General features: G+C 33.4%; 17 protein-coding genes. All 17 read left to right on the top strand.

Annotation, left to right across the window (positions count from 1 at the left end; translation table 11 throughout):
• The 17 genes from LUU93_RS20395 (at window position 1) to LUU93_RS20475 (ending at window position 22,492) form a co-directional block, all read left to right on the top strand.
• Window positions 1–6,267 carry an RHS repeat-associated core domain-containing protein gene (locus LUU93_RS20395; protein WP_232683005.1) on the top strand — a complete coding sequence of 2,089 codons (6,267 nt, stop codon included), beginning with the start codon at window positions 1–3 and terminating at the stop codon, window positions 6,265–6,267.
• A 49-nt stretch (window positions 6,268–6,316) separates the two neighbouring features.
• A complete protein-coding gene (locus tag LUU93_RS20400) occupies window positions 6,317–6,682 on the top strand; it encodes a hypothetical protein (protein WP_232683007.1) in 366 nt (121 codons plus the stop codon).
• Window positions 6,683–6,926: 244 nt separating this feature from the next.
• Complete coding sequence (locus LUU93_RS20405) at window positions 6,927–7,253, top strand: hypothetical protein (RefSeq protein WP_232683008.1); 327 nt, start codon at window positions 6,927–6,929, stop codon at window positions 7,251–7,253.
• A gap of 97 nt (window positions 7,254–7,350) precedes the next feature.
• Complete coding sequence (locus LUU93_RS20410) at window positions 7,351–7,497, top strand: hypothetical protein (RefSeq protein WP_232683009.1); 147 nt, start codon at window positions 7,351–7,353, stop codon at window positions 7,495–7,497.
• A 136-nt stretch (window positions 7,498–7,633) separates the two neighbouring features.
• Window positions 7,634–7,852: a hypothetical protein gene (locus LUU93_RS20415; RefSeq protein WP_232683010.1), complete on the top strand. Its 219-nt coding sequence runs from the start codon at window positions 7,634–7,636 to the stop codon at window positions 7,850–7,852.
• A 481-nt stretch (window positions 7,853–8,333) separates the two neighbouring features.
• A complete protein-coding gene (locus LUU93_RS20420) occupies window positions 8,334–8,606 on the top strand; it encodes a hypothetical protein (RefSeq protein ID WP_232683011.1) in 273 nt (90 codons plus the stop codon).
• 277 nt (window positions 8,607–8,883) lie between these two features.
• The gene (locus tag LUU93_RS20425; protein ID WP_232683012.1) at window positions 8,884–9,678 is read left to right on the top strand and encodes a hypothetical protein; all 795 of its coding nucleotides are present in this window, start codon (window positions 8,884–8,886) and stop codon (window positions 9,676–9,678) included.
• Between the two features lie 17 nt (window positions 9,679–9,695).
• Window positions 9,696–10,178 carry a DUF2247 family protein gene (locus tag LUU93_RS20430; protein ID WP_232683013.1) on the top strand — a complete coding sequence of 161 codons (483 nt, stop codon included), beginning with the start codon at window positions 9,696–9,698 and terminating at the stop codon, window positions 10,176–10,178.
• 425 nt (window positions 10,179–10,603) lie between these two features.
• Window positions 10,604–11,152, top strand: coding sequence for a hypothetical protein (locus LUU93_RS20435; protein WP_232683014.1), 549 nt, complete (start codon window positions 10,604–10,606; stop codon window positions 11,150–11,152).
• A gap of 351 nt (window positions 11,153–11,503) precedes the next feature.
• Complete coding sequence (locus LUU93_RS20440) at window positions 11,504–12,478, top strand: GAS domain-containing protein (RefSeq protein WP_232683016.1); 975 nt, start codon at window positions 11,504–11,506, stop codon at window positions 12,476–12,478.
• A gap of 35 nt (window positions 12,479–12,513) precedes the next feature.
• On the top strand, window positions 12,514–13,443 hold the full coding sequence (locus LUU93_RS20445; RefSeq protein WP_232683017.1) for a hypothetical protein: 930 nt from the start codon (window positions 12,514–12,516) through the stop codon (window positions 13,441–13,443).
• A 5-nt stretch (window positions 13,444–13,448) separates the two neighbouring features.
• Window positions 13,449–14,369, top strand: coding sequence for a hypothetical protein (locus tag LUU93_RS20450; protein WP_232683018.1), 921 nt, complete (start codon window positions 13,449–13,451; stop codon window positions 14,367–14,369).
• 315 nt (window positions 14,370–14,684) lie between these two features.
• Window positions 14,685–17,477 (top strand): carboxypeptidase-like regulatory domain-containing protein, encoded by a 2,793-nt coding sequence (locus LUU93_RS20455; RefSeq protein WP_232683019.1) that lies wholly within the window; start codon window positions 14,685–14,687, stop codon window positions 17,475–17,477.
• 87 nt (window positions 17,478–17,564) lie between these two features.
• The gene (locus tag LUU93_RS20460) at window positions 17,565–19,130 is read left to right on the top strand and encodes an SGNH/GDSL hydrolase family protein (protein WP_232683020.1); all 1,566 of its coding nucleotides are present in this window, start codon (window positions 17,565–17,567) and stop codon (window positions 19,128–19,130) included.
• Between the two features lie 235 nt (window positions 19,131–19,365).
• Entirely contained in the window at window positions 19,366–20,877 is a 1,512-nt protein-coding gene (gene atpD, locus LUU93_RS20465; protein WP_012022907.1) for a F0F1 ATP synthase subunit beta, read from the top strand.
• Between the two features lie 85 nt (window positions 20,878–20,962).
• Entirely contained in the window at window positions 20,963–21,244 is a 282-nt protein-coding gene (locus tag LUU93_RS20470) for a F0F1 ATP synthase subunit delta/epsilon (RefSeq protein WP_232683021.1), read from the top strand.
• A 111-nt stretch (window positions 21,245–21,355) separates the two neighbouring features.
• Entirely contained in the window at window positions 21,356–22,492 is a 1,137-nt protein-coding gene (locus tag LUU93_RS20475) for an aminotransferase class I/II-fold pyridoxal phosphate-dependent enzyme (protein WP_232683022.1), read from the top strand.
• Window positions 22,493–22,528 lie beyond the last annotated feature (36 nt).

Below are 22,528 nucleotides of genomic sequence, written 5' to 3' on the forward strand. Positions count from 1 at the left end.
ATGAAGAAGTTTTATTTTACTCTTTTATTTTTATTAGTTGGTTTATTTGGTTTTGGACAGTCTACAGAAGTTGGTGTTATAGAAGGAGAATTGTCTGTTTCTCTTACTGGAGCAGCTAATTACAAAATACCTATTGCAGTACCTCCGGGAATTAATGGAATTGTACCACAAATAAGTTTGACATATAATAGTCAGTCAGGAAATGAAATGGCCGGCTACGGATGGAATATAGCTGGAGTTTCAACAATTTCAAGAATTCCTGCAACTAAATTTCATGACGATGTCATTGATGCTGTTGATTTTAATGCTTTAGATCGATTTGCATTAGATGGTCAGCGCTTAATAGTTAAAAATGGAACGAATGGAATTTACGGCGCTGATAAAACAATTTATGAGACTGAAAGTTTTTCTAATATAAAAATAACGTCTTTTGGAGTACATCCATTGGGTGTAAATTATGGCCCTGCTTATTTTTTAGTTGAATATCCAGATGGCTCAAAAGCTTATTATGGTAATTCAGTTGATTCTCGATCTGTAACAGATTGGGCAATTACATATTGGGAAAATCCTCAAGGAGTGCGAATAAGCTATAGTTATTCTGCATCAGAGAATTCATTTAATAATGTATTAAATATAATATCTATAAAATATGGTAGTATTGGAACTGCAACACCTATAAATGAAATTAGATTTAAATATAATGATAGGAAACGTACTGAACAGTCTTATGTAGGTGGTCTTAGTGTTATTAGAAATACAATTCTAAAAGAAATTAATGTTGTCGGAAATGGATTAGGTTTTAGAAATTATGTTTTGGATCAAGAAACAACTTCTTTGAATTATCAACGTTTGAAATCTATTACAGAAAAAAGTGGTGATAATACTAAAAGTTATAATCCTACTACTTTTAGCTATGATGATACTACTAGTCCTACTCCCCTTAAAGCAAATATAGAAGCAACACTCGGATGGTCAGGGATAAATAACTTGAATACTGATTATATTACTGGTGATTTTGATAATGATGGTAAAACAGATATTATTTTATATTCAAAAACGGCAGGCTTAAAAGATAAATATACTTTGTTTTCAAACATTACGTCAGGAAGGCTTAATCCAGGTCAACAAGATTATGTAGGAACTTTTGAAAATATTTTTCCTGCTGCTTTTTTAAGTTCAGATAATAAATTATTGCCACAAGGATGGGCAGTTGTAAAAAAAACAGATGAAAATTGTATTATTTCACTACATGGTCCTGGTTCTACTTCAGCGACTACTAAACATTATGAAAAACAATATAATTTTAGTAAAACTGTAACAAAAGCATCCAATTGGTCTTATTGCGATCCTAAAGACTATAAGGGAGTAGTATTAGAAAATATTCCTATCGATTATTACAGTGGAGATTTTAATGGAGACGGTCTTACAGATGTTATCGGAATTGAAAAAAGTTTTTACTATGATATGACTGTCTGTAATTTTGGAAGCCGTACAACAGAATATCAAAGACCGTTATATCAAGGCGGAACTGTTCATTTTTTCAATTTAGATAGACGACTTACCGCTGATCAACCTGATAACATAGGAAATATTGCCATGAGTATTGGCTCTGGTACAAAAATTTATATAGCCGATTTCAACGGTGATGGAAAATCTGATATCTATGTTTTAGAATCTGGTTTTATAAAAGTATATACTTTAAATAAAGACAATAAATTAACCTTATTGTATCAAAATGCATCTGCTGATTCAGGGATTGCCCTTGACAAGCCAATTTTAATAGGTGATTATAATGGTGATGGTAAAATAGATTTTGTAATACCAAATGAGCTAAATAAAGATAGTTGGAATTTTTATCTTGCTACAGGTGCAGGATTTAATAAAATAAATTCGAGTATAGGAATTTTATATGAATATGGAAAACAAAGCAATTTTGAAGTTTTAGGAGAAGACGGTATCATTAGATATCCATATAGTCTAAAGGAAAGCACTTATATCGCCAATGACTATAATGGTGATGGAAAAACTGATATATTATATCAGCAAAATTTGACGGCTGCAAAAGATGCAAGTTATGGACCAATTGGCTCTCCAATAGTAACAAAATTGATTTTATACGAAAATCAAATCGTTACAGATAAAGAAGTTAAATTCTCTGTAATTGGTGCTCCAGAAGAGTTTGCAGGAATAGGAAGAAACTCTATCCCTATATTTACAAATCACAATCAGATAAATCAAAATTTGGAGTATAGTTTGATTTTTGATAATATGATTAAGTCTTTTAAAAGCCCAAAAGATAATCGTGAAGATGTATTGTTAAAAGGAATTACAAATGGAAATAAAGTAAAAGAGACCATAACATATAAACCTTTGAAACAAGACCCGTATGAGCCTATTTATAGCCCAACATCTCCAATAGAAATTTTTCCCAATTTTGATATTGTAATTGCGCCGGGCTTTAAGATTGTTTCAATGCTGGAAAAACAGAGCAAAGCTGTTTATAAAAAACAAAAGTATTCTTATTTAGGCGCGGTTTCTAACATGGAGGGTATTGGCTTTTTAGGTTTTCGATCTACATCTAAAACAAACTGGTATGAAAACGACTCTCAAATAATTTCAACGATCTCTAAAAATGATATCAGTTTGAGAGGTGCCAATATTGAAAATTATACAACACTTGGATGGCATGGGCCTCTTACTGTTTCAGGGGCTATTACACCTAATACAATAATTAAAGAAAAGGACTATACCGTAACTACGACAGATAACTTAGTGGCAATACAAAGCATAACCTTAAAGCCTGGGGTGTGGATTAAATCAGGCAGCACATTTACGGCAAAAATAAATGAAGAGGCAAATAAGTCATCAAACGCGCCAACAAACTATATTACAAAATCACGATTATTTTATGATGCTGAACTGTTGTCAAATAAAGTTTTTAAACTTAAAAATACAACAGTAAAACAATATAATGGATTAGAAAATACAAGTACAGAGACAGCTACAGAATACGATACTTATAATAATCCGCTTAAGGCGACAACATTATTAAAAGAAGGGGGAACAACAGTTCAAACTACAGTTTCCAATATAGCATATCAAAACTCTCCAACGGCATCACCATACATCGTGGGCAGACCAACGAGTAAAAATCAAACAGTGACCGTTACGGGAGATGTGATGTCAACCGAAGAAATATATGCATATAAAAATAATTTATTGAGTCAAATCAAAAAGAAAGGAACAAATACAGATTATATAACAGAAGATAACGAGTACGATGGTTTTGGTAATATTATAAAAAAAACAATTTCAGCAACAGGCTTGGTATCAAGAATGACGAGTTATGGATATGATGCTTCAGGCCGATACCTAACCTTGAGTACTGATATAGAAGGTTTGTCAACTACATATATCTACAATATTGACGGCACATTACAATCAGAAAAAAATCCATACGGCTTAATTACGTCGTATGAATATGATTCATGGTTTAAAAAAACCAAGACAAAAGATTATTTAGGAAAAACAAACAACTTTGTTTATAAACGAAATGGAGAGGAAACTGTCGTAACGTCAACAGCTGATGATGGCAGTTCAACCGAAGAAACATTTGACGATTTAGGTCGAAAAATAAAATCCGGCGTAAAAGACATTAACGGTTCCTTCTCATTTATTTCTTATTTATATGATATTTATGATAGAAATTATAAAGTGAGTGAACCTTATTTTGGATCATCATCAACACAATGGAATGAAGTACTATTTGATGTTTATGGGAGAAATAAGCAGAGTATAGCTTTTACAGGAAAAATTACAGATATCACTTATTCCGGTCTTACGACAACAGTAAATGATGGAGTAAAAACAAAAGCCTCAACAAAAAATGCAATAGGTAACGTAGTGTCAATGACAGACACGCCGGGAGGAACAGTTAAGTACACTTATTTTGCCAATGGTAATTTAAAAGAATCAGAGTATAATGGTGTTAAAACAACGATATCGCAAGATGGCTGGGGAAGAAAAACAAAGCTTGTAGATGCTTCTGCCGGAACCTATACTTATGAGTATAACACTTTTGGAGAAACAGTAAAAGAAACAACCCCAAACGGAGCGACATCTTACGTACTTGATGATGTTGGGAAAATAAAACAAAAAACAATTTCAGGAACTAATACAAATTCTAAAACAACATACACCTACGATTCATCGTCTAAATTACTTTTAAATTCTAAGTTTGAGGATTTTAGTAACGGAACCAATACCATTACAAATGAGTATAATTATGATAATTATAAACGAGTTAATAAGTCTATTGAAACAACTCCATTTGCAGTTTTTACAAAAATTATAAGTTATGATGCTTTTGGAAGAGTAGAGCTTGAAACTTCAACAGCAGCAGGAGGAGGGAAATCAAGCGGTAAAACGGTTAAAAATGTATATAAAAATGGTGCGCATTGGCAGATATTAGACAATGCTAATAGTGCAGTATTATGGCAGGTTAACACAGTAAATGCCAGAGGACAACTGCTTACAGCTCAAAACGGACCCCTTACAATTATCAATGCATATGATACTTATGGGCTGGCATCGCAGTTTAAATATGATAAAACAGCTGGCTCAGTAAACATCTTAACTTTAAATACTGTTTTTGATGCGAAACAAGGTAACCTGACCAGCAGAACAAACAGTTTGTTTAGCCGAAACGAAAGTTTTAAATACGACTCACAAGACCGTTTAACAGAATTTACAAACGTTAAAGGAGTACAAGAAAAACAATTGTATGACGATCAGGGAAGAATTACACAAAATGATTTAGGAACTTATGGGTATACTATAAAAGATAAACCGTATCAAAATAACTCGATTACAGTTACGCAAGATGCATTAACCTATTATACAGCAAAACCAACGCAAGCTATTAGCTATAATACTTTTAAAAGTCCCGTATCGATTGAAGAACCAGGAATTGATAAAATAAGTTTTAATTATAATGATGCAAATAGCCGTACTGCAATGTTTTATGGCGGTTTGCAAGATGATAAACTTCAAAGACCATTACGCAAATATTATTCTGCCGATGGCACTATGGAAATCAAGGAAAATATAGTCACAGGAGTGTTTGAATTTGTAACCTATATAGGAGGAGATGGTTACAGCGCTCCAATTGTAGCAAAAAGCAATGGTGCCACTCAGAATTACTTATATTTACAAAGAGATTATCAAGGCAGTATTTTATCTATTACTGATGCTAATGGAGCAATACTCGAAAAACGATTGTTCGATGCCTGGGGAGCTATAGTAAGTGTAAAAGACGGAGCAGGAAATGTTCTTACAGGTCTTACAGTTTTAGATCGTGGCTATACTGGTCATGAACACCTGCAAAGTGTTGGTCTAATAAACATGAACGGACGTATTTATGATCCTAAATTGCATCGTTTTTTACAGCCTGATAATTTTGTGCAGGATCCTTTTAACGCTCAAAGCTACAATCGTTATGGGTATGTTTTTAATAATCCTTTAAAATTTACTGACCCAAGCGGAGAAATTGTACCTTTAGTTATTGCTGGTATTATTCTTGTTAGCGCAGCCATTAATGTTTATCAAAATTGGGATAAAATAACGGGAGGAACTGGTAAGTTTTCAGATATTAAGTGGGATAAATTTATTTCGTATACTGGCACAGGGGCGGTAGCAGGAGCATTAACGGTTTATGGTGGACCTTATGGGGTTGTTTGGGCAGCAGGATTTCAAAATTTTAGTAATTCTGTAATTAATGGCGATGATATGTCAACTACACTTACAAGCACAGGAAATGGAATTGTTTCAGGAGGTTTAACTTTGGGATTTGGAAGAGGCCTTGGGTTGGTATTTCCGAATGGAATTGTTGGTTTTGGCAATCCTATATTAAATGAAGGCATTAATAATACCTTTGGAAGTATAGTATCTTCTTTTTTAGTCACATCAACATTATCGGGAAATATTAATGAAGGTTTTAAGGCTGCTTTTGATCCAGTCAATATAGCTTCAGCAGCAATACTAGGGGGGCTGGATGGAACAATTAAAGTATCTAATTCAACAAAAGTACCTGTAGAAGTTATTAAGCAGAATCAGCCTGTTCTAGAGTCTTTACAATTAAAATCAATTCCCGTTAGAAGTTTGCCACAAAATGTGGTTATTCCACCTACACCAGTTTTTATTCCGCAACGAACAGTAATTCCTCAAAAGTACAATTACAATATTACGAACAATAAATATAAAGGATAATATTATGTTTAAAAAGTATGATGCTAATGTTCTAGTTTTAATTATAGTTATGGGTTTAATAATGTTTTTGGTGGGAAAGCATGGTGTTAAAGATAAAATTAAAAGAGATTTGGGGAACTACGATTACATAGTTGGTACTATTGAAGTATATTTTTATAGAGCTCCAGTAGCATATAATGCTACTTTTAGTTCTATCACATATTCTTATATTGTAAACAATGTTAAGTATGTAAATAATTATGATGCGATGTTTTATAAACTGCCATATTCGCCAAATGTTAATGACAAGTTTGTTGTAGTTTATAATAAAAATGATCCACAGAAAAGTATTTTGTTAGGAGATTACCCGATTAAGACCGAAGAAGATTTTAATGTTTTCTTGAAAAAGTATAAAAATGTTAAATTGAAATTTTAAACGATTATAGAACTTGCCACGAAAGGATTCGTGAGGCAGCGGGGGAATCATTACAATTAAAATCAGTGCCAATTAGAAGCTTGCCTGAAAAGTACAGATGTTTTTATGCCACAGCGAACAGTAATTCCACAAAAGTATAATTACAATTTTTCACAAAAGAAATATAAAGGTTAAAGTGATGGATAAAAAATATCATATTATTATTTTCATTTTTAGTTTAATTGTACTATTAGTAGCTAATAAAATGAATAAACGTAAGGCCGAAAATTCTTTGGATCAGTATGACTTCTCTGTAGGTAATGTAGAAGCTTATTTTAATAGAGGAACAATTGGGTATAATGTAGGCAGAAGCTCAATAACATATTCATATACTGTAAATGATATTCGTTATACTAATAATTATGATATGTTGTTTTATAAACTTCCTTCTTCCCCGAATGTCAACGATAAATTTGTTGTGGCCTATAATAAAAAAGACCCTCAAAAAAGCCTTTTGTTAGGCGATTATCCAATTAAAACTGATGAAGATTTTAATAATTTTATAAAAGAAGGTATTAAGATTAATTTTTAGATGAGTTATATAAATCAATCTCCCCAGTTGCCGCACGAATCCTTTCGTGTGGCGCTATGCTGATCAAATCCAAATTATAAATTTTTAATGCTTTAGAATGAGTAGAAATTATAAATTTCATAATCCTGAAGGTTTGTATTTTATAAGCTTTGCTGTTGTAGGATGGTTAGATGTATTTACCCGAAATGAATATAAAGATTTGTTTTTAGAAAGTTTGGAGTTTATAATTTTGAAGCTTAATTAAAATTTTCTGTATGAAAGAATTTAAATAATGCATTAGATATCTAGTTTGTCGAATAGTCTTGTTTAAAATTTAAAGTTAACAGGATTTAACTTAAAAAAATATAGAATAGTGAATAACAAAATATAAAATTTTAAATATGAAAAAAGTAATGTTTTTTGCAGTGATGTTTTTTAATGCAATAATTTACAGTCAGACTTTTGATGGAAATTTAGGCTCTAATAGTCTAAGATGGGGAACAGAACAAAAAGATTTTAATGCATTACCAAGAGTTGGAGTAACTCAAATGTCACTAAAAATGTGGAACAATTACGGAGGAGTAAATGCCCCCCTGCTGGCGCGAGCATCTTGCTCGTGAACGCAAAGAGAGTTAGCTCATGATAAATAAAAAAAAAGATGAGTAGAAAAAAGCAAGTTTGCTAACAAAACAGGAATTTATCTTATAGTAAAATATAAATTGATTTAGATTGTGTTCACGAGCAAGATGCTCGCGCCAGCAGGGAGATTATGTATATAGTAGTGTAATTGATTATTGTGGTCAGAAAGGACTTATTGATGATGTAGTAGTTTTTAAGATGTTTAGTGTTTAAGCAAACGAGCCACACGAAAGGATTCGTGCGTCAGCGAGGGTGTACGAAGTACACCAGAATACTTCAGTCATAGATCAATGGATTTTAGAGAGCTTCAGAGGGTACAAATTGATAATACTAGGGTAAGAAATTAATATTAATGGATTATGTTTAAATTTTTCGAAATTATTTTTGTGTTTTTAGCTAGAATTTATATTTTTTTTTTATAAAAGTAAAGGCGACTATTGGAAAATATTTCCAAGTATAATTATGTCTTCTATTTTTATGATAAATCTACAAATGATCATTTCGTTTTTCATTTCTCTTAGTAAAATTTTCATTGTAGGGTTGTTTACAGGTATTTTACTTTTATTTAAAAAATTATTTGATAAAAAAGAATATAACTGGGTTGTGGAATATCCACTTTCAAAAAAGCAAAAGATTATTGTTGTTTCTTTTTTAATTGTGGACATTGTAGTAGTAAGCATTTTATCTATGATTTCTCGTGATATCTATATTGCAACATATGGGATTGCTAAATAAAAAAATCTAAAATGTATTATTTAAAACTAATAGAGCTTGTTTTTGTTTTTTCTCGAGAATACATAGTTTCATATACTGCCTCCCCCACTGCCGCACGAATCCTTTCGTGTGGTATGGTGAATTAAAGTTAGATTTTTCTATATAGCAAAACAAATGATTACTCTGAACCAAAAGTGCTTATTAATATTATATGTTTAGAATGTTTAGTGTTTAAGCAGAACGTGCCACACGAAAGGATTCGTGCGGCAGCAGGGGGGCTTCGCCTCTTGCTGCTTCAATGATAACAGGTGCAGCTGCTGGATTTGCAGGTGGTGTGACTGGTTCGGCTTTAAATGGAAATAGTTTTGGGCAAGTAATGCTAGATGGAGCATATGGTGGACTAAAAGGAGGTGTTTTTGGGGCTGCAGGAGGATATGCTGCTAGTTTTGCACCTGCTGGGATTTTAAATGGTACTGCCTATTCTATTTCAACAAATTTAGCACTGAATGGTGTTGGTAATGTAATTGAAGGGCAAAATCCATTTCAGGGTGCGGGTTTTACAATTGCGATATCTGGAGTTACAGGAGGTTATCAGGGATATAGAAGTGCACAGGCGCAAGGATTAAATACTTGGACTGGTAAACCTAATCCATCTGTAATTGCTAAAAACGTTACTAATTTTGAAGAAAGTGCACAAATAGCGTATGATAAAGCAGTAAAAATACAGCAGGAACCTATAGATATGGGTAATACTGCTAGTAAATGGGATACAGTTAGTAGTATCGATGGTAAAAGTGGAAATTCTGTTTTTTATAAGCAAATTGACCCATATTCTTCGGCTGGATATAAAAGTATAGATGTTACTGACTTAAACCATTCTTTTTCTAAGATTGTTGATAATAATATGGGAAGTGCAACTAAATTTACTTTGAAAGGAGGAGATGGCATAAGTAGATCATTGTATCAAATTGAAGGAGCTTCCATGAAAGGTGTTAATGGGATATTTGAGTGGATCGTTGAGAATGGAGGTAATTGCACTCATCGAGTTTTCATACCAGGTGCTAAAATAACAGGGATTCCAAATAGATTTTAAAATATAATTTGATTTTTATGAATACTTTAAAAAGAAATAATATAAAGCTAAATTGTGTAATTGCTTATGTAGGGTTAGATAGAAATTTTATTTCTATAGATGATGTGCTAAAAGATTTGGATAATGAAGAATTGGAAAAATTGAATGAGAGAGAAATATCACTTTTATATTCGTCTGATTTAAATTGTGAAAAGTTGAAAGATATATTAAGTAATATTTCAAACATTAACGAGGGAAAATATAAATTAGGATTGAAGATATGGGGGCTTTCCTTGTTAAAGGATATAAATCAAACTGCAACAACCATTTCAGATAAAATGAAAAAGGTAGCAAATCTTTGGGCAGATTTTGATTATATTGATGATTGGAAGAGTTTTATTTATTACATGCCTGTTGATGTAGGTTTAGAAGTGGGAGAGGATTTTTTAAATCGCAATTTTTTAAATTACATTGAGAGTGAATATTCTAAAATTGATATTTATTATAAAACAATGTATTAAATCATTGTTTAACTAAGGGCCTGCCCCCCGCTGCCGCACGAATCCTTTCGTGTGGTATAGTGATCAAAGTTAGATTTTTCTATATAGCGGTGCAATTGATTACTGTAGATAAAAAGGGTTCAGGATGTTTAGTGTTTAAGTAGAACGTGCCACACGAAAGGATTCGTGCGGCAGCAGGTGTTCACGAGCAAGATGCTCGCGCCAGCAGGGGGGAGCAAGATGCTCGCGCCAGCAGGGGGAGATATAGTATTAGGTATGAATAACGAGCATATTTGACATGCTATACAAGATCAAGCAATTCACAATTTACGAATACCTTGGTTTAATGGTAAATCACTTTTTGACAAGAGACAAATGGGATTCGAAAATCAATCATGGAACTGGAAAGGTTACTTTCAATATAAATCCTCTAACACATTTACATCATGGTAAAAAAGATAATTATAAATTTTAGTATAATAATTTTATTAAGTAGTTGTTGCTATAATGGGATGGTTTCTGAATTTGGTTTGCCAAGAAAAAAAATAAATAGACTAAAACCTTTTATAGCTTATGATATAATAGACACGCTTGCGTTGTACAAATTATCAATTAGTTTTAGTACGAATAACATATCAAATGAATATGTTTATTTTGAAAAAAATGATGATAATTCCTATCCTTATACTAGTTATATGAAGTTTTATCCTAATGGAAAGTTAGGACTTTTTATTATCCTTAAAACTGATACTCTAAATTTGGAGCGTTCTTTTTTTGATCCAAGACGAGCTAAGATGGGATATTATTGGCTAGAAGATAGTATTATAAAAACAAAAATATCTACTATTGGCGATTGCTCTTTATATATTAGTAATAAAAAAGGTGTTATAATTGGTGATAGAATTAAATTAAAAGATCATTATAAATATGGAGAAATTTTCATTAAGAAGAGAGTACCTAGAGAATTTTTAGAAAATTGGAAACCTGATTGGTAGTTAAAAATATTTTTTAGAAGTTAAGAAAGATAAAATCCTTTTACCATCCAGAGGGTCCCTGCAGCAAACGAATCCTTCTATATAGCCTGATGATTAAAGATTCATCGGTTAATCTATGATACAAAAGCAGTTGAGAATTTAAAAGAAAAGATTTAAGGTATAGGATTAGTTAATGTTATAATTGTTATAAACTGTTTGATGTTTAAATAAAAATGTATCACATGAAAGAATTCGTGCGGCAACGATAAGTTAGACCGTTTCAATTTTTTAAATTAACAGGATTTAACTTAATTTTATATATTTGTAAGAAATTATTTCAAATAAAATAATTTGTCAATTAAAAAAATAAAAATGAAAAAAAACTTATTTATTCTAACATTACTTATTTTATGTTCACCTCTTCTTTCTGCCAAAGCTTATAAGGCGGTTTATATAAATGAATACGAAAGCAGTGTAACATTTCCAGCTGGATATACTATAGGGGATTATATTGAGTTTGTAAAAGTAAGTCCATTGTCTGCAGGGGCAAGCGGTAACTATCAGGTTTCTATAAATTATACGCGTGGCGGCATAGCTGCGGCAGCAACACACTTGGCATCCTTATCGCATGCAAATCCTGCATTATGGAGAGAAGTTGGGAGAACAAACAACAATCCTCATGTAGGCACTAATACAAATTTCACAATTGATTGTAATACAGAATATTTAAACCCACGATTTAGAATACGAGCAATTAATACATATGGAACGACTACAGTACCCATTACAGTTTATATAAAAGTTGTTTCGTTAAATTCAAATGGTGCTTTTACCGCTTTGAATGTCATTGGAAATGATCTGGCTGTTTCAAAATTTTTACCAATGACTACTGATTGGGATTTGTACGTTGGAAACAATTATACCGCAAATGGAGCTTCTCTTGCAATTAAAGCAATTCAAAATGGTAATGTTGGTATAGGAACATCAAATCCAACAGAAAAACTTACTGTTGCAGGAAATATTCATGCACGAGAAGTAAAAGTAACAGTAAATGCCGGCGCCGACTTTGTTTTTGAAAACGATTACAACCTCAATTCGTTAGACTTTTTAGATAAATTTATTAAAGAGAATAAACATTTACCAGAAATTGCTTCGGCTCAGGAAATGCAAAAAGACGGAATCAATTTGTCTGAAATGAATATTAAACTTCTGCAAAAAATGGAAGAATTAACACTTTATGTTATTGAGCAAAATAAAGAAATCAAAGATTTAAAAATTCAGAATGAAATGCTTAAAGAGTTTTCTGAAAGGCTGACTAAGATTGAAAGAGATATATCTAAACTTTAAAAACGTACATAAAATGATCATCGATTAATTATAAAATGAAAAAAATAAATTTAAACCAATGGCTTATAATGATCTTCGCATCATTTACATCTATTATCAATAGTCAAACTACCTTGCCAATTGTAGGATTTAATGATGCAAATAATTATACAATTGGACATTATAGCGTTCCCAGCTCCTCGGGATTGGATATACATTGGTATGGAGGAATTCGGTTTGGTGACTGGACTAGCAGAAGCGTTATGCAAATTACAAATGGAAAAGTTGGTATTGGTTCAACAGCTCCATCTGCAAATTTAGAAATCACAAGCACTGCTGTTGTTGGTGCTGAAACTCTGCTAAAATTAAATGTCACCGATGCTTCTAAAGATTATTTAAAAATAGCCAATTCTACAAATACAGACGGACAATTTATGCCATGCATAGAAGGATATCATATTACGGATAATAGGGCAGCCCTTTATTTAACAGGAAGTATTGACGGCCTTAGTGATAATGGTGCAAATCCTATTATGGTATTTGACTCTAGGATAAGTAGTTCTGCTGTTGTTAATAGACCATTATTTTCCTGGGATTCGTTTGGGGCTAGAAAAATGATTTTAACTTCAAATGGAAGTTTAGGAATAGGAACAACTACAACAGGAACTCATAAACTGGCGGTAGAAGGTTCAATTGGAGCAAGAGAAGTAAAAGTACAGGCAGCAGGCTGGGCAGATTTCGTCTTTAAAAAAGAATATGACCTGCCAACACTTGAAGAAATTGAAATGCATATCAAAGAAAAAGGTCATTTAGAAAATATTCCAAATGAAGAAGAAGTTTTGAAAGACGGAATTAATCTGGGCGAAATGAATGCTAAACTGCTTCAAAAAATTGAGGAATTAACGTTGTATGTTATTGAACAAAATAAACAAATTAAAAACCTGCAGAATTCTTTAGAAATAATAAAGAAAGATAATTGTAAATAAAATATATGAAAAGTAAGTTAACGATTGTAGTGTTATTAGTTTCTATATCGTTTGTAAAGGCACAAATTTACACACCAAGTGGTATAGTTCAAGGATCATCGGGAAATAATAATATAGGAATTGGAACTTCAAATCCAAACTCTATGTTAACATTAGGAGGATCTAGTCCTTTGTTTCTCAATCGCGGAGCCAGTAGTTCTACACCCTTTTTAGCTGTTTTGAATTCAGTAATTCCAACGGATGCCAAATATGGCTGGGCATTTTATGATAATTCTACAAATGGTAATTTGGATATTTTTAGAAGAAACGGAACTTCACAAGGAATACAATTTATGAGTTTTAATAGAAATACTGGAGACGTTGCTATTGGAGAAAGTACTCCTCTGTTTTTGAATCATGGAGCTAGTAGTTCTACGCCTTTTTTGGCCGTTTTGAATTCAGTAATTCCTACTAGTGCTAACTATGGCTGGGCATTTTATGACAATCCGATAAATGGGAATTTAGATATTTTTAGAAGAAATGGAACCGTTCAAGGGTTGCAATTTATGAGTTTTGACAGAAATACTGGTGATGTTTCTATTGGTACAAGCAATTCAAATGGAAATAAGCTCGCTGTAAAAGGTATTGTTGGTTGTGAAGAAGTTGTAGTGAAATCAGGGAATAGCTGGAATTGGCCAGATTATGTCTTCGCAAAAGATTACAAATTAAAATCCTTGAAGGAAGTTAAAGAGTATATTGAGCAAAATAATCATTTGCCAGAAATTCCCTCAGCCCAAGAAATAGAAAAGAACGGTTTTATGCTGGCAGAAATGAACGCTAAATTACTTCAAAAAATCGAAGAATTAACGTTGTATGTTATTGAACAGAACAAACAAATTACCAATTTACAAAACCGATTAGATAAAGTAGAATCAAATTCTAAATAGGTTAAGGAAATGTAAGTAATGTTAAAAAAAGCGAGATTTAGGCCTCGCTTTTTTTATTTGTCAAATTTTTTTTCTGGACCTTGTATTTTTAGTAAATCCGCAATTTTTCTTTCAAATTTTATATGTATGCATAGTATTGAGGTTTTTCTTTGTTTTATAATTGATTTTTATCTAATAAAATCAATTATGAAATAGTTAAAATAGTTTAAAATTTTGTGTTGAATATGAATTTTTTTTAACGTTTTTTTATTAATATTAAAAATATTTGTATTTTGGCTATTAAAACTAATAAGAACTAACCAAAAACTAACCCTAATGAGAGTCTACTTGCTAATTATGTTGTTTTTCAGCGGAATATCCTTCGCGCAGAATACAATTACAGGTTCTGTTACTGATAGTAACAAACAATCTATTCCCGGTGCCAATGTTGTTGTACTTGGAGGCAGCGACGGTGTATCAACTGATTTTGATGGAACATTTAAATTAACCACAAGCGCTAAATTGCCTTTTTCGATAAAAGTGTCGGCAGTAGGATTTGAAGCCCAAACAATCAGCATTACATCTGCAAACCAAAAAGTGAATGTGGCTTTAAAAGATGAAGAAACTAAACTAGACGAGATAGTGGTTTCTGCTTCAAGAACTCCTGAAAGAGTTATTGAGTCGCCAGTTACTATCGAAAGAATGGGTATTCAGGAAATTAAGAATACAACGGCCCCTAGTTTTTATGACGGATTAGAAAATTTAAAAGAAGTACATTTCAACACGAGCAGTATTTCTTTTAAATCAATCAATACCCGTGGTTTTGCTACGGTTGCCAATACGAGATTTATGCAATTGGTAGACGGAATGGATAACTCTTCGCCAGCATTAAATTTTGTGTTAGGAAACTTAATTGGTGTATCTGATATTGATGTGGCAAGTGTTGAGCTTTTGCCTGGAGCATCTTCTGCTCTTTATGGTGCAAACGCATTCAACGGGATTATGTTTATGAATAGTAAAAGCCCTTTTACAAATGAAGGAATTAGTGTTTACTATAAATATGGACAAACCAGCCAGGATATTGCAGGAACAAATGATTATAATGATTTCGGAATTAGAGCAGCAAAAGCATTTACAAAGCATTTTGCTATGAAAGCTAATTTCACTTATATGGAAGCAACCGAATGGATTGCAGGAGATAAAAGAAGTATGACAACGGGAGGTGACAGCCATGCAGTGAATCAAAATTATGATGGACTGAATATATATGGTGACGAGGTAACTACTTTTATTTCGAATGTTGGTCAGGTAAGCAGAACGGGTTATCGTGAACAAGATTTGACTGATAATAAAGTTAAAAGTATGAAAGCTGATTTTAGTGCTCATATTAAACCTTGGGCAGACGATACAGAATTTATATTACAATATAAAATTGGTACAGGAAGTACGATTTATCAAGGAGCAAACAGATATGCTTTAAAAGATTTCTTAATGCAGCAAGGTAAATTTGAAGTAAAAGGGAAAAACTTTTTTGGCAGAATATATTTTACAAGTGAAGATGCTGGAGACTCTTACGATATGAGATTTGCGGCATGGAATGTTAACAGAGCGGCGAAATCAGATACAGAATGGTTTACAAATTACGCAACAGCTTACCAATATGCAGGTGCAGTTATGGGAACAGATGCAAATCAATCTGCTGCAATAGCAAGAAATTTTGCCGATTACAATGTACTTCCAGCTGCTATATCATTTATTCCGGCCCCAACAGGTTCGCCTAGATTTGAGCCGGGTTCTGCAAAATTCAATAGCGCTTTAGCTACAGTAGTTTCAAATCCTGATTTAACACAAGGAGCTAAATTTATCGATCATTCAAAATTATATCACTCAGATGTGAATTATAATTTTAGAGATGTAATCAAATGGGCTGAAGTTCAGGTTGGTGGTTCTTGGAGACAATACATAATGGACTCTGAAGGAACAATCTTTACAGATTATGACGGGCCAATTGAGTACAGAGAATATGGTGCATATGCACAATTACAGAAAAAATTCCTTGACGACAGATTGAAATTTACAGGATCATTGCGTTATGATAAAAGTCAAAACTTTGACGGAAATGTTTCGCCTAGAGTTTCATTTGTATATTCTGCAGGGGCATCAAAAAGACATAACTTCAGATTGTCTTATCAAACAGGTTTCCGTAACCCTACAACACAAGATCAATATATTGGTCTAGATCTGGGACCATTTGCATTAATTGGTTCGGCTGCAGAAAATTTAGATCGTTTTCAGGAGACTGTAAATGTAAGTGCGGCAGGACAAACAATCGGAGGACAGCCAGCTACTATTAATATGTCTGGTCAAAATGCATATCATAATGCGTATACTGTAGCATCAGTTCAGGCATTTGCAGCTTCCTCAAATCCAAATGACCTTCAGGTGGCTAATATCGGATTGGTAAAACCAGAACAAGTACAGGCTTTTGAAGCGGGTTACCGTACAGTAGTTCAAAATGATTTATCAATTGATATTAACGGATATTACAATATTTATAATGATTTCATGAACACTGCGAGAGTTATTTCTCCTTATTATGGAACAGTAGGAACTAATTCGGCAGATCCGGCAGTACAGCAGACTTACCAAGCGTTAGCTTTTGGAGACAGAAGAGTTTATCAGGTTTATACAAATACAACAGCAGAGATTTCTTCTTTAGGATTTGGAGTTGGTTTGTCTAAAAAAGTATATAAAGATTTTGAATTAGGAGTTAATTACAATTATGCTCAGTTTAATTTTAAGCAGCAAGATGACCCTGATTTCGTAGCAGGATTTAATACTCCAAAACATAGAATTAAAGCTTCTTTAGGGAATTCTAAAGTAGCTAAAAATTTAGGATTCAATGTTAATGTAAGATGGAATACAGAATATTTATGGGAGTCTTCTTTTGGAGATGGAATGATTCCGGAAAATACTGTTCTTGATGCTCAGATAAACTATGCGCTGCCAAAACTAAAATCGGTTATAAAAGTTGGTGCAACAAATCTTTTCGGATCAGATTATCTTCAGGTAATTGGAGCGGGAATGATAGGTCAGCAATGGTTTGCTTCGTGGACAATTAATCCTTAAATGATATAATTATTTGTGTGAAATTGATTCGGCTTCTTTGAAGCGGTTCAATGAAAATGAAGAGGTAATAATTTAAAAAGTACTAACATGAAAAAAAATATAAAATGGCTATTAATGGTTTCTTTAACCTTTATGGCAGCTTGTAATAGCGATGATGACAATAATACTCCGGAAGAAGTTCCGGTAATTCCCGGCTCGGCAGTTTTTACAAAATATGTTGCTCTTGGAGATTCTTTTGCTGCTGGTTACAGCGACAATGCTCTTTTCAAAAAAGGACAGGAAGGGGCTTATACTAATATTTTAGCACAGCAGTTTGTGGCGGCTGGCGGCGGAACTTTTACAACTCCATTAATGAATGATAATCTTGGAGGTTTATTGTTAGGAGGAAATGTGGTTGCCGCAACCCGATTGTATTTTAACGGCCAGGGTCCGGTAAATGTAGCAGGAAAACCAACAACCGAAATAACAGCCCATCTTACAGGTCCGTTTAATAATTTAGGAGTTCCGGGAGCAAAAAGTTTTCACTTAGTTGCTGCTGGATATGGGAATGTAGCCGGTGTGGCTACAGGAGCAGCAAATCCGTATTTTGCAAGATTTGCAAGTACACCTTCAACAACAGTTTTGGCAGATGCTGCAGCACAGGCACCAACATTTTTCTCTTTATTCATTGGAGGAAATGATGTTTTGAGTTATGCAACTTCTGGTGGAATTGGAAAAGATCAAAAAGGAAACCTAAACCCGGCTACTTATGGAGGAAATGATATCACAGATCCAACTGTTTTTGCAAATGTATATTCTACATTGGCAACAACTCTAACAGCAAATGGAGCAAAAGGAGTAGTAGCAAATCTTCCTTATATTACAGCTTTGCCATATTTTACAACAGTTCCTTATAATCCACTTACTGCAAAATCTCTTGGAGGTAATAATGAAGCAGTAGGTAAAGCAACGATAAAAGCGTTAAACGCACAATTATACGGTCCTTTAAAACAAGCATTAACAGTTTTTCAGGCAGGTGATAGAATTAATTTATTATCTGAAACTGCTGCAAACCCGGTTTTAATAAAAGATGAATCTCTAACTAATTTATCAGCTCAATTGACTGCAGCGTTTACTCCTTCATTAGGGGCACAGACAGCAGCTTTTTACGGAGCTGTTTTTGGACAGGCAAGACAAGCAAAAGCGACAGACTTGGTAGTGCTTCCAACAAGAACAGATATTGGAGCTGCTCCTAAAGCTTCAGATTCAGGACTTGGTATTGCACCGCCTGCACCATTAGATAAATTTGGGGTAACTTATCCTCTGCAAGATAAACACGTTTTGATTCCGACAGAAATTGCGGAAATTAAAACTGCCACAGATGCATATAATACAACAATTGCAGCAGTAGCTGCAGAAAAAGGCTTGGCTTTTGTTGACACAAGAGCGATCTTAACACAATTAGCAAGCGGAGGATACAGATTTGGAAATTATACAATGTCGTCTACTTATGTAACCGGAGGTGCTTTTTCTTTAGATGGGGTACATCCTAGCGGAAGAGGATATGGTTTAATTGCTAATATATTTATTGATGCAATAAACGCAAAATACGGTTCTACACTTCGTCATGTTGATTTGGCTTTATATCCAATTCAATATCCGGCGTCATTATAATATACCATTTTTTTAATTAAGAAAGCCACTCGTTTTTTAAAATGTAGTGGCTTTTTTATTTCGTTAAAAAATGATATAAATGACAGTTTAAAAGTCTGCTTTTATGAATCAAACAAAATCATTCTATTTTTTATGAAAAAAAAATTGATTTTATATTTTAAAAAATTATCTTTGCGCTCTGAAAAAAGAGGTATTTTCGATAAACCTAAATAGCTATTTAATAAATACATAAGTAATGTCAAAAGTAATAGGAAAAGTTGCTCAAATCATTGGACCAGTAGTAGACGTAGTTTTCAACGGTAAAGATGTTGAACTTCCAAAAATTTATGATTCACTAGAAGTCACTAAAAAAGATGGAACTTTATTAGTTCTAGAAGTACAATCTCATATTGGTGAAAACACTGTTCGTACCATTTCTATGGATTCAACAGATGGTTTAAGCAGAGGATATGAAGTAGTTGGAACTGGAAATCCAATCCAAATGCCAATCGGTCCAGACGTATATGGAAGATTATTTAATGTTGTTGGAGATGCCATTGATGGTTTAGGTAATTTACCTAAAACAGGAGAAAACGGTTTGCCAATTCACAGACAAGCTCCTAAATTCGAAGATCTATCAACTTCATCTGAAGTTTTATTCACAGGTATTAAAGTAATCGATTTGATTGAGCCTTATGCAAAAGGAGGTAAAATTGGATTGTTTGGTGGTGCTGGTGTTGGTAAAACAGTATTGATTCAGGAGTTGATCAACAATATTGCAAAAGGTCACGGTGGACTTTCAGTATTCGCTGGAGTAGGTGAAAGAACACGTGAAGGAAATGATTTGCTTCGTGAGATGTTAGAGTCAGGAATTATTAAATATGGTGATGATTTCATGCACTCTATGGAAAATGGAGGATGGGATTTATCTAAAGTAGATATGCCAGGAATGAGAGAGTCTAAAGCTACTTTCGTTTTCGGACAAATGAATGAGCCGCCTGGAGCTCGTGCTCGTGTAGCACTTTCAGGATTATCTATCGCTGAGTATTTCCGTGATGGAGCTGGATCAGACCAAGGAAAAGATGTATTATTCTTCGTTGATAACATCTTCCGTTTTACACAAGCAGGTTCTGAGGTATCGGCACTTTTAGGACGTATGCCTTCTGCGGTAGGATACCAGCCAACTTTGGCAACAGAGATGGGTGCTATGCAAGAGCGTATTACATCTACAAACAAAGGATCTATTACATCTGTACAAGCGGTTTACGTACCTGCGGATGACTTAACTGACCCGGCGCCGGCTACAACTTTCGCACACTTAGATGCAACAACAGTATTGTCTCGTAAAATTGCTGAGTTAGGTATTTATCCAGCGGTTGACCCGTTAGACTCTACTTCAAGAATTTTAACTCCACATATCTTAGGAGATGAGCACTACAACTGTGCACAAAGAGTAAAAGAAATTCTTCAAAAATACAAACAACTTCAAGATATTATCGCAATCTTAGGTATGGAAGAGTTATCAGAAGAAGATAAACTTTCTGTATCGAGAGCACGTCGTGTACAACGTTTCTTGTCTCAGCCATTCCACGTAGCAGAGCAATTTACAGGTATTCCTGGAGTGTTAGTAGACATTAAAGATACTATCAAAGGTTTCAACATGATTATTGATGGTGAATTAGATCACCTTCCAGAAGCAGCTTTCAACTTGAAAGGTTCTATTCAGGATGCTATCGAAGCTGGAGAAAAAATGTTAGCTGAAGCTTAATAATATTGGTTGTTAGTTGTTAGTTGTCAGTTGTTAGAAAGCAGCCATCAACCATCAACCATCAACTATTAACTAAAAAAAAAAGATGATTTTAGAAATAGTATCACCAGAAGCAAAATTATTTTCAGGAGAAGTAACTTCAGTTACACTTCCGGGAGTTGATGGAAGCTTTCAGATTTTGAATAATCACGCTCCTATTGTTTCTATTCTAGAAAAAGGAACTATAAAAATTGCAGCTCCGAGTTTCAATTTTTCTAAAGAGGCAGCTGATAAATTTGCGAAAGTTAATGACCAAACCTATACATTAAAGATTACGTCAGGTACAATCGAAATGAAAGATAACAAGATAATTGTTTTAGTAGACTAACAACAATTTCAAAATAATCTTAAAAGCCATTCACTATGTGAATGGCTTTTTTTATTAGAGTTGTAATTTGGTTCCAAAAGAAATTAGTCATTATTTCATAACTTTGTTTTTATGAAATTACCGGAAAACCTTAATCAGAAACTTGAAAACCGAAAGCAGAATAACTCGCTTCGCAAACTTCCTGTGTTTAATAATCTGGTTGATTTCTCTTCTAACGATTATATTGGGTTTTCAAAATCAGAAACAATCTTTAAACATACACATGCTTATCTGCATGAAAATGAAATTTTTCAAAATGGAGCGACAGGTTCAAGGTTAATTTCGGGAAATCATTCTTTGTATCAAATTGCAGAAAACTTTATTTCGCAATTTCATGACGCAGAAACGGCTTTAATTTTCAATTCTGGTTATGATGCCAATGTTGGTTTTTTTAGCGCTGTACCGCAAAGAAATGATGTAATTTTATATGATGAGTTAAGTCATGCTTCCATTCGGGATGGAATTGTAATGTCAAACGCAAAATCATATAAATTCAACCATAATGATTTTGAAGATTTAGAACGGCTTATTCTAAAGTTTCCTGATACCAATATTTACATAGTTACGGAAACTGTTTTTTCTATGGATGGCGACAGCCCGAATTTAGAAGAATTAGTACAGCTTTCCGAAAAATACAACTGTTATTTAGTAGTTGATGAAGCACATACTCTGGGTGTTTTTGGTGAAAAAGGAGAAGGTCTTCTTCAATACCTGGAATTGCATAATAGAATTTTTGCCCGTATCATGACTTTCGGAAAAGGTTTGGGCTGTCACGGCGCAGTTGTGCTTGGAAGCCCGGAACTCAAAGAATATTTAATAAACTTTGCCCGAAGTTTTATTTATACCACAGGATTATCTCCACATTCTGTTGCTACAATTTTAACAGCATATCAACAACTGGAAATTGAAAAAGAGGCAATCGAAAAGTTACGTCAAAATATTGTTTTCTTCAATCAGCAGAAAAACTTATTGGGTTTAAAACCAATGTTTGTTCGAAGCAAATCAGCAATTCAGTCTGCTATTGTTCAGGGAAATGAAAACGTCAAGAAACTAGCCCAGCAATTACAAGACAAAGGTTTTGATGTAAAACCAATACTTTCTCCAACAGTTCCTGAAGGTCAGGAACGTCTGCGTTTTTGCATTCACAGTTATAATTCTGAAGAAGAGATAAGTGATGTTCTTGAATTATTAAGAAATTACGTATATTAGGCCGCTGATTAAACGAATTAAACAGGTTTACACTGC

Source organism: Flavobacterium soyae (assembly GCF_021245985.1).
Lineage (GTDB): Bacteria > Bacteroidota > Bacteroidia > Flavobacteriales > Flavobacteriaceae > Flavobacterium > Flavobacterium soyae.

Bases quoted from the DNA above. Each gene is read 5' to 3' on its own strand.
- LUU93_RS20395 (WP_232683005.1), top strand. From the start codon at position 1: ATGAAGAAGTTTTATTTTACTCTTTTATTTTTATTAGTTGGTTTATTT.
- LUU93_RS20420 (WP_232683011.1), top strand. From the start codon at position 8,334: ATGTCTTCTATTTTTATGATAAATCTACAAATGATCATTTCGTTTTTC.
- LUU93_RS20470 (WP_232683021.1), top strand. From the start codon at position 20,963: ATGATTTTAGAAATAGTATCACCAGAAGCAAAATTATTTTCAGGAGAA.
- LUU93_RS20460 (WP_232683020.1), top strand. From the start codon at position 17,565: ATGAAAAAAAATATAAAATGGCTATTAATGGTTTCTTTAACCTTTATG.
- atpD (WP_012022907.1), top strand. From the start codon at position 19,366: ATGTCAAAAGTAATAGGAAAAGTTGCTCAAATCATTGGACCAGTAGTA.
- LUU93_RS20425 (WP_232683012.1), top strand. From the start codon at position 8,884: ATGATAACAGGTGCAGCTGCTGGATTTGCAGGTGGTGTGACTGGTTCG.
- LUU93_RS20405 (WP_232683008.1), top strand. From the start codon at position 6,927: ATGAATAAACGTAAGGCCGAAAATTCTTTGGATCAGTATGACTTCTCT.
- LUU93_RS20415 (WP_232683010.1), top strand. From the start codon at position 7,634: ATGAAAAAAGTAATGTTTTTTGCAGTGATGTTTTTTAATGCAATAATT.
- LUU93_RS20410 (WP_232683009.1), top strand. From the start codon at position 7,351: ATGAGTAGAAATTATAAATTTCATAATCCTGAAGGTTTGTATTTTATA.
- LUU93_RS20445 (WP_232683017.1), top strand. From the start codon at position 12,514: ATGAAAAAAATAAATTTAAACCAATGGCTTATAATGATCTTCGCATCA.
- LUU93_RS20450 (WP_232683018.1), top strand. From the start codon at position 13,449: ATGAAAAGTAAGTTAACGATTGTAGTGTTATTAGTTTCTATATCGTTT.
- LUU93_RS20435 (WP_232683014.1), top strand. From the start codon at position 10,604: ATGGTAAAAAAGATAATTATAAATTTTAGTATAATAATTTTATTAAGT.
- LUU93_RS20440 (WP_232683016.1), top strand. From the start codon at position 11,504: ATGAAAAAAAACTTATTTATTCTAACATTACTTATTTTATGTTCACCT.
- LUU93_RS20430 (WP_232683013.1), top strand. From the start codon at position 9,696: ATGAATACTTTAAAAAGAAATAATATAAAGCTAAATTGTGTAATTGCT.
- LUU93_RS20455 (WP_232683019.1), top strand. From the start codon at position 14,685: ATGAGAGTCTACTTGCTAATTATGTTGTTTTTCAGCGGAATATCCTTC.
- LUU93_RS20400 (WP_232683007.1), top strand. From the start codon at position 6,317: ATGGGTTTAATAATGTTTTTGGTGGGAAAGCATGGTGTTAAAGATAAA.
- LUU93_RS20475 (WP_232683022.1), top strand. From the start codon at position 21,356: ATGAAATTACCGGAAAACCTTAATCAGAAACTTGAAAACCGAAAGCAG.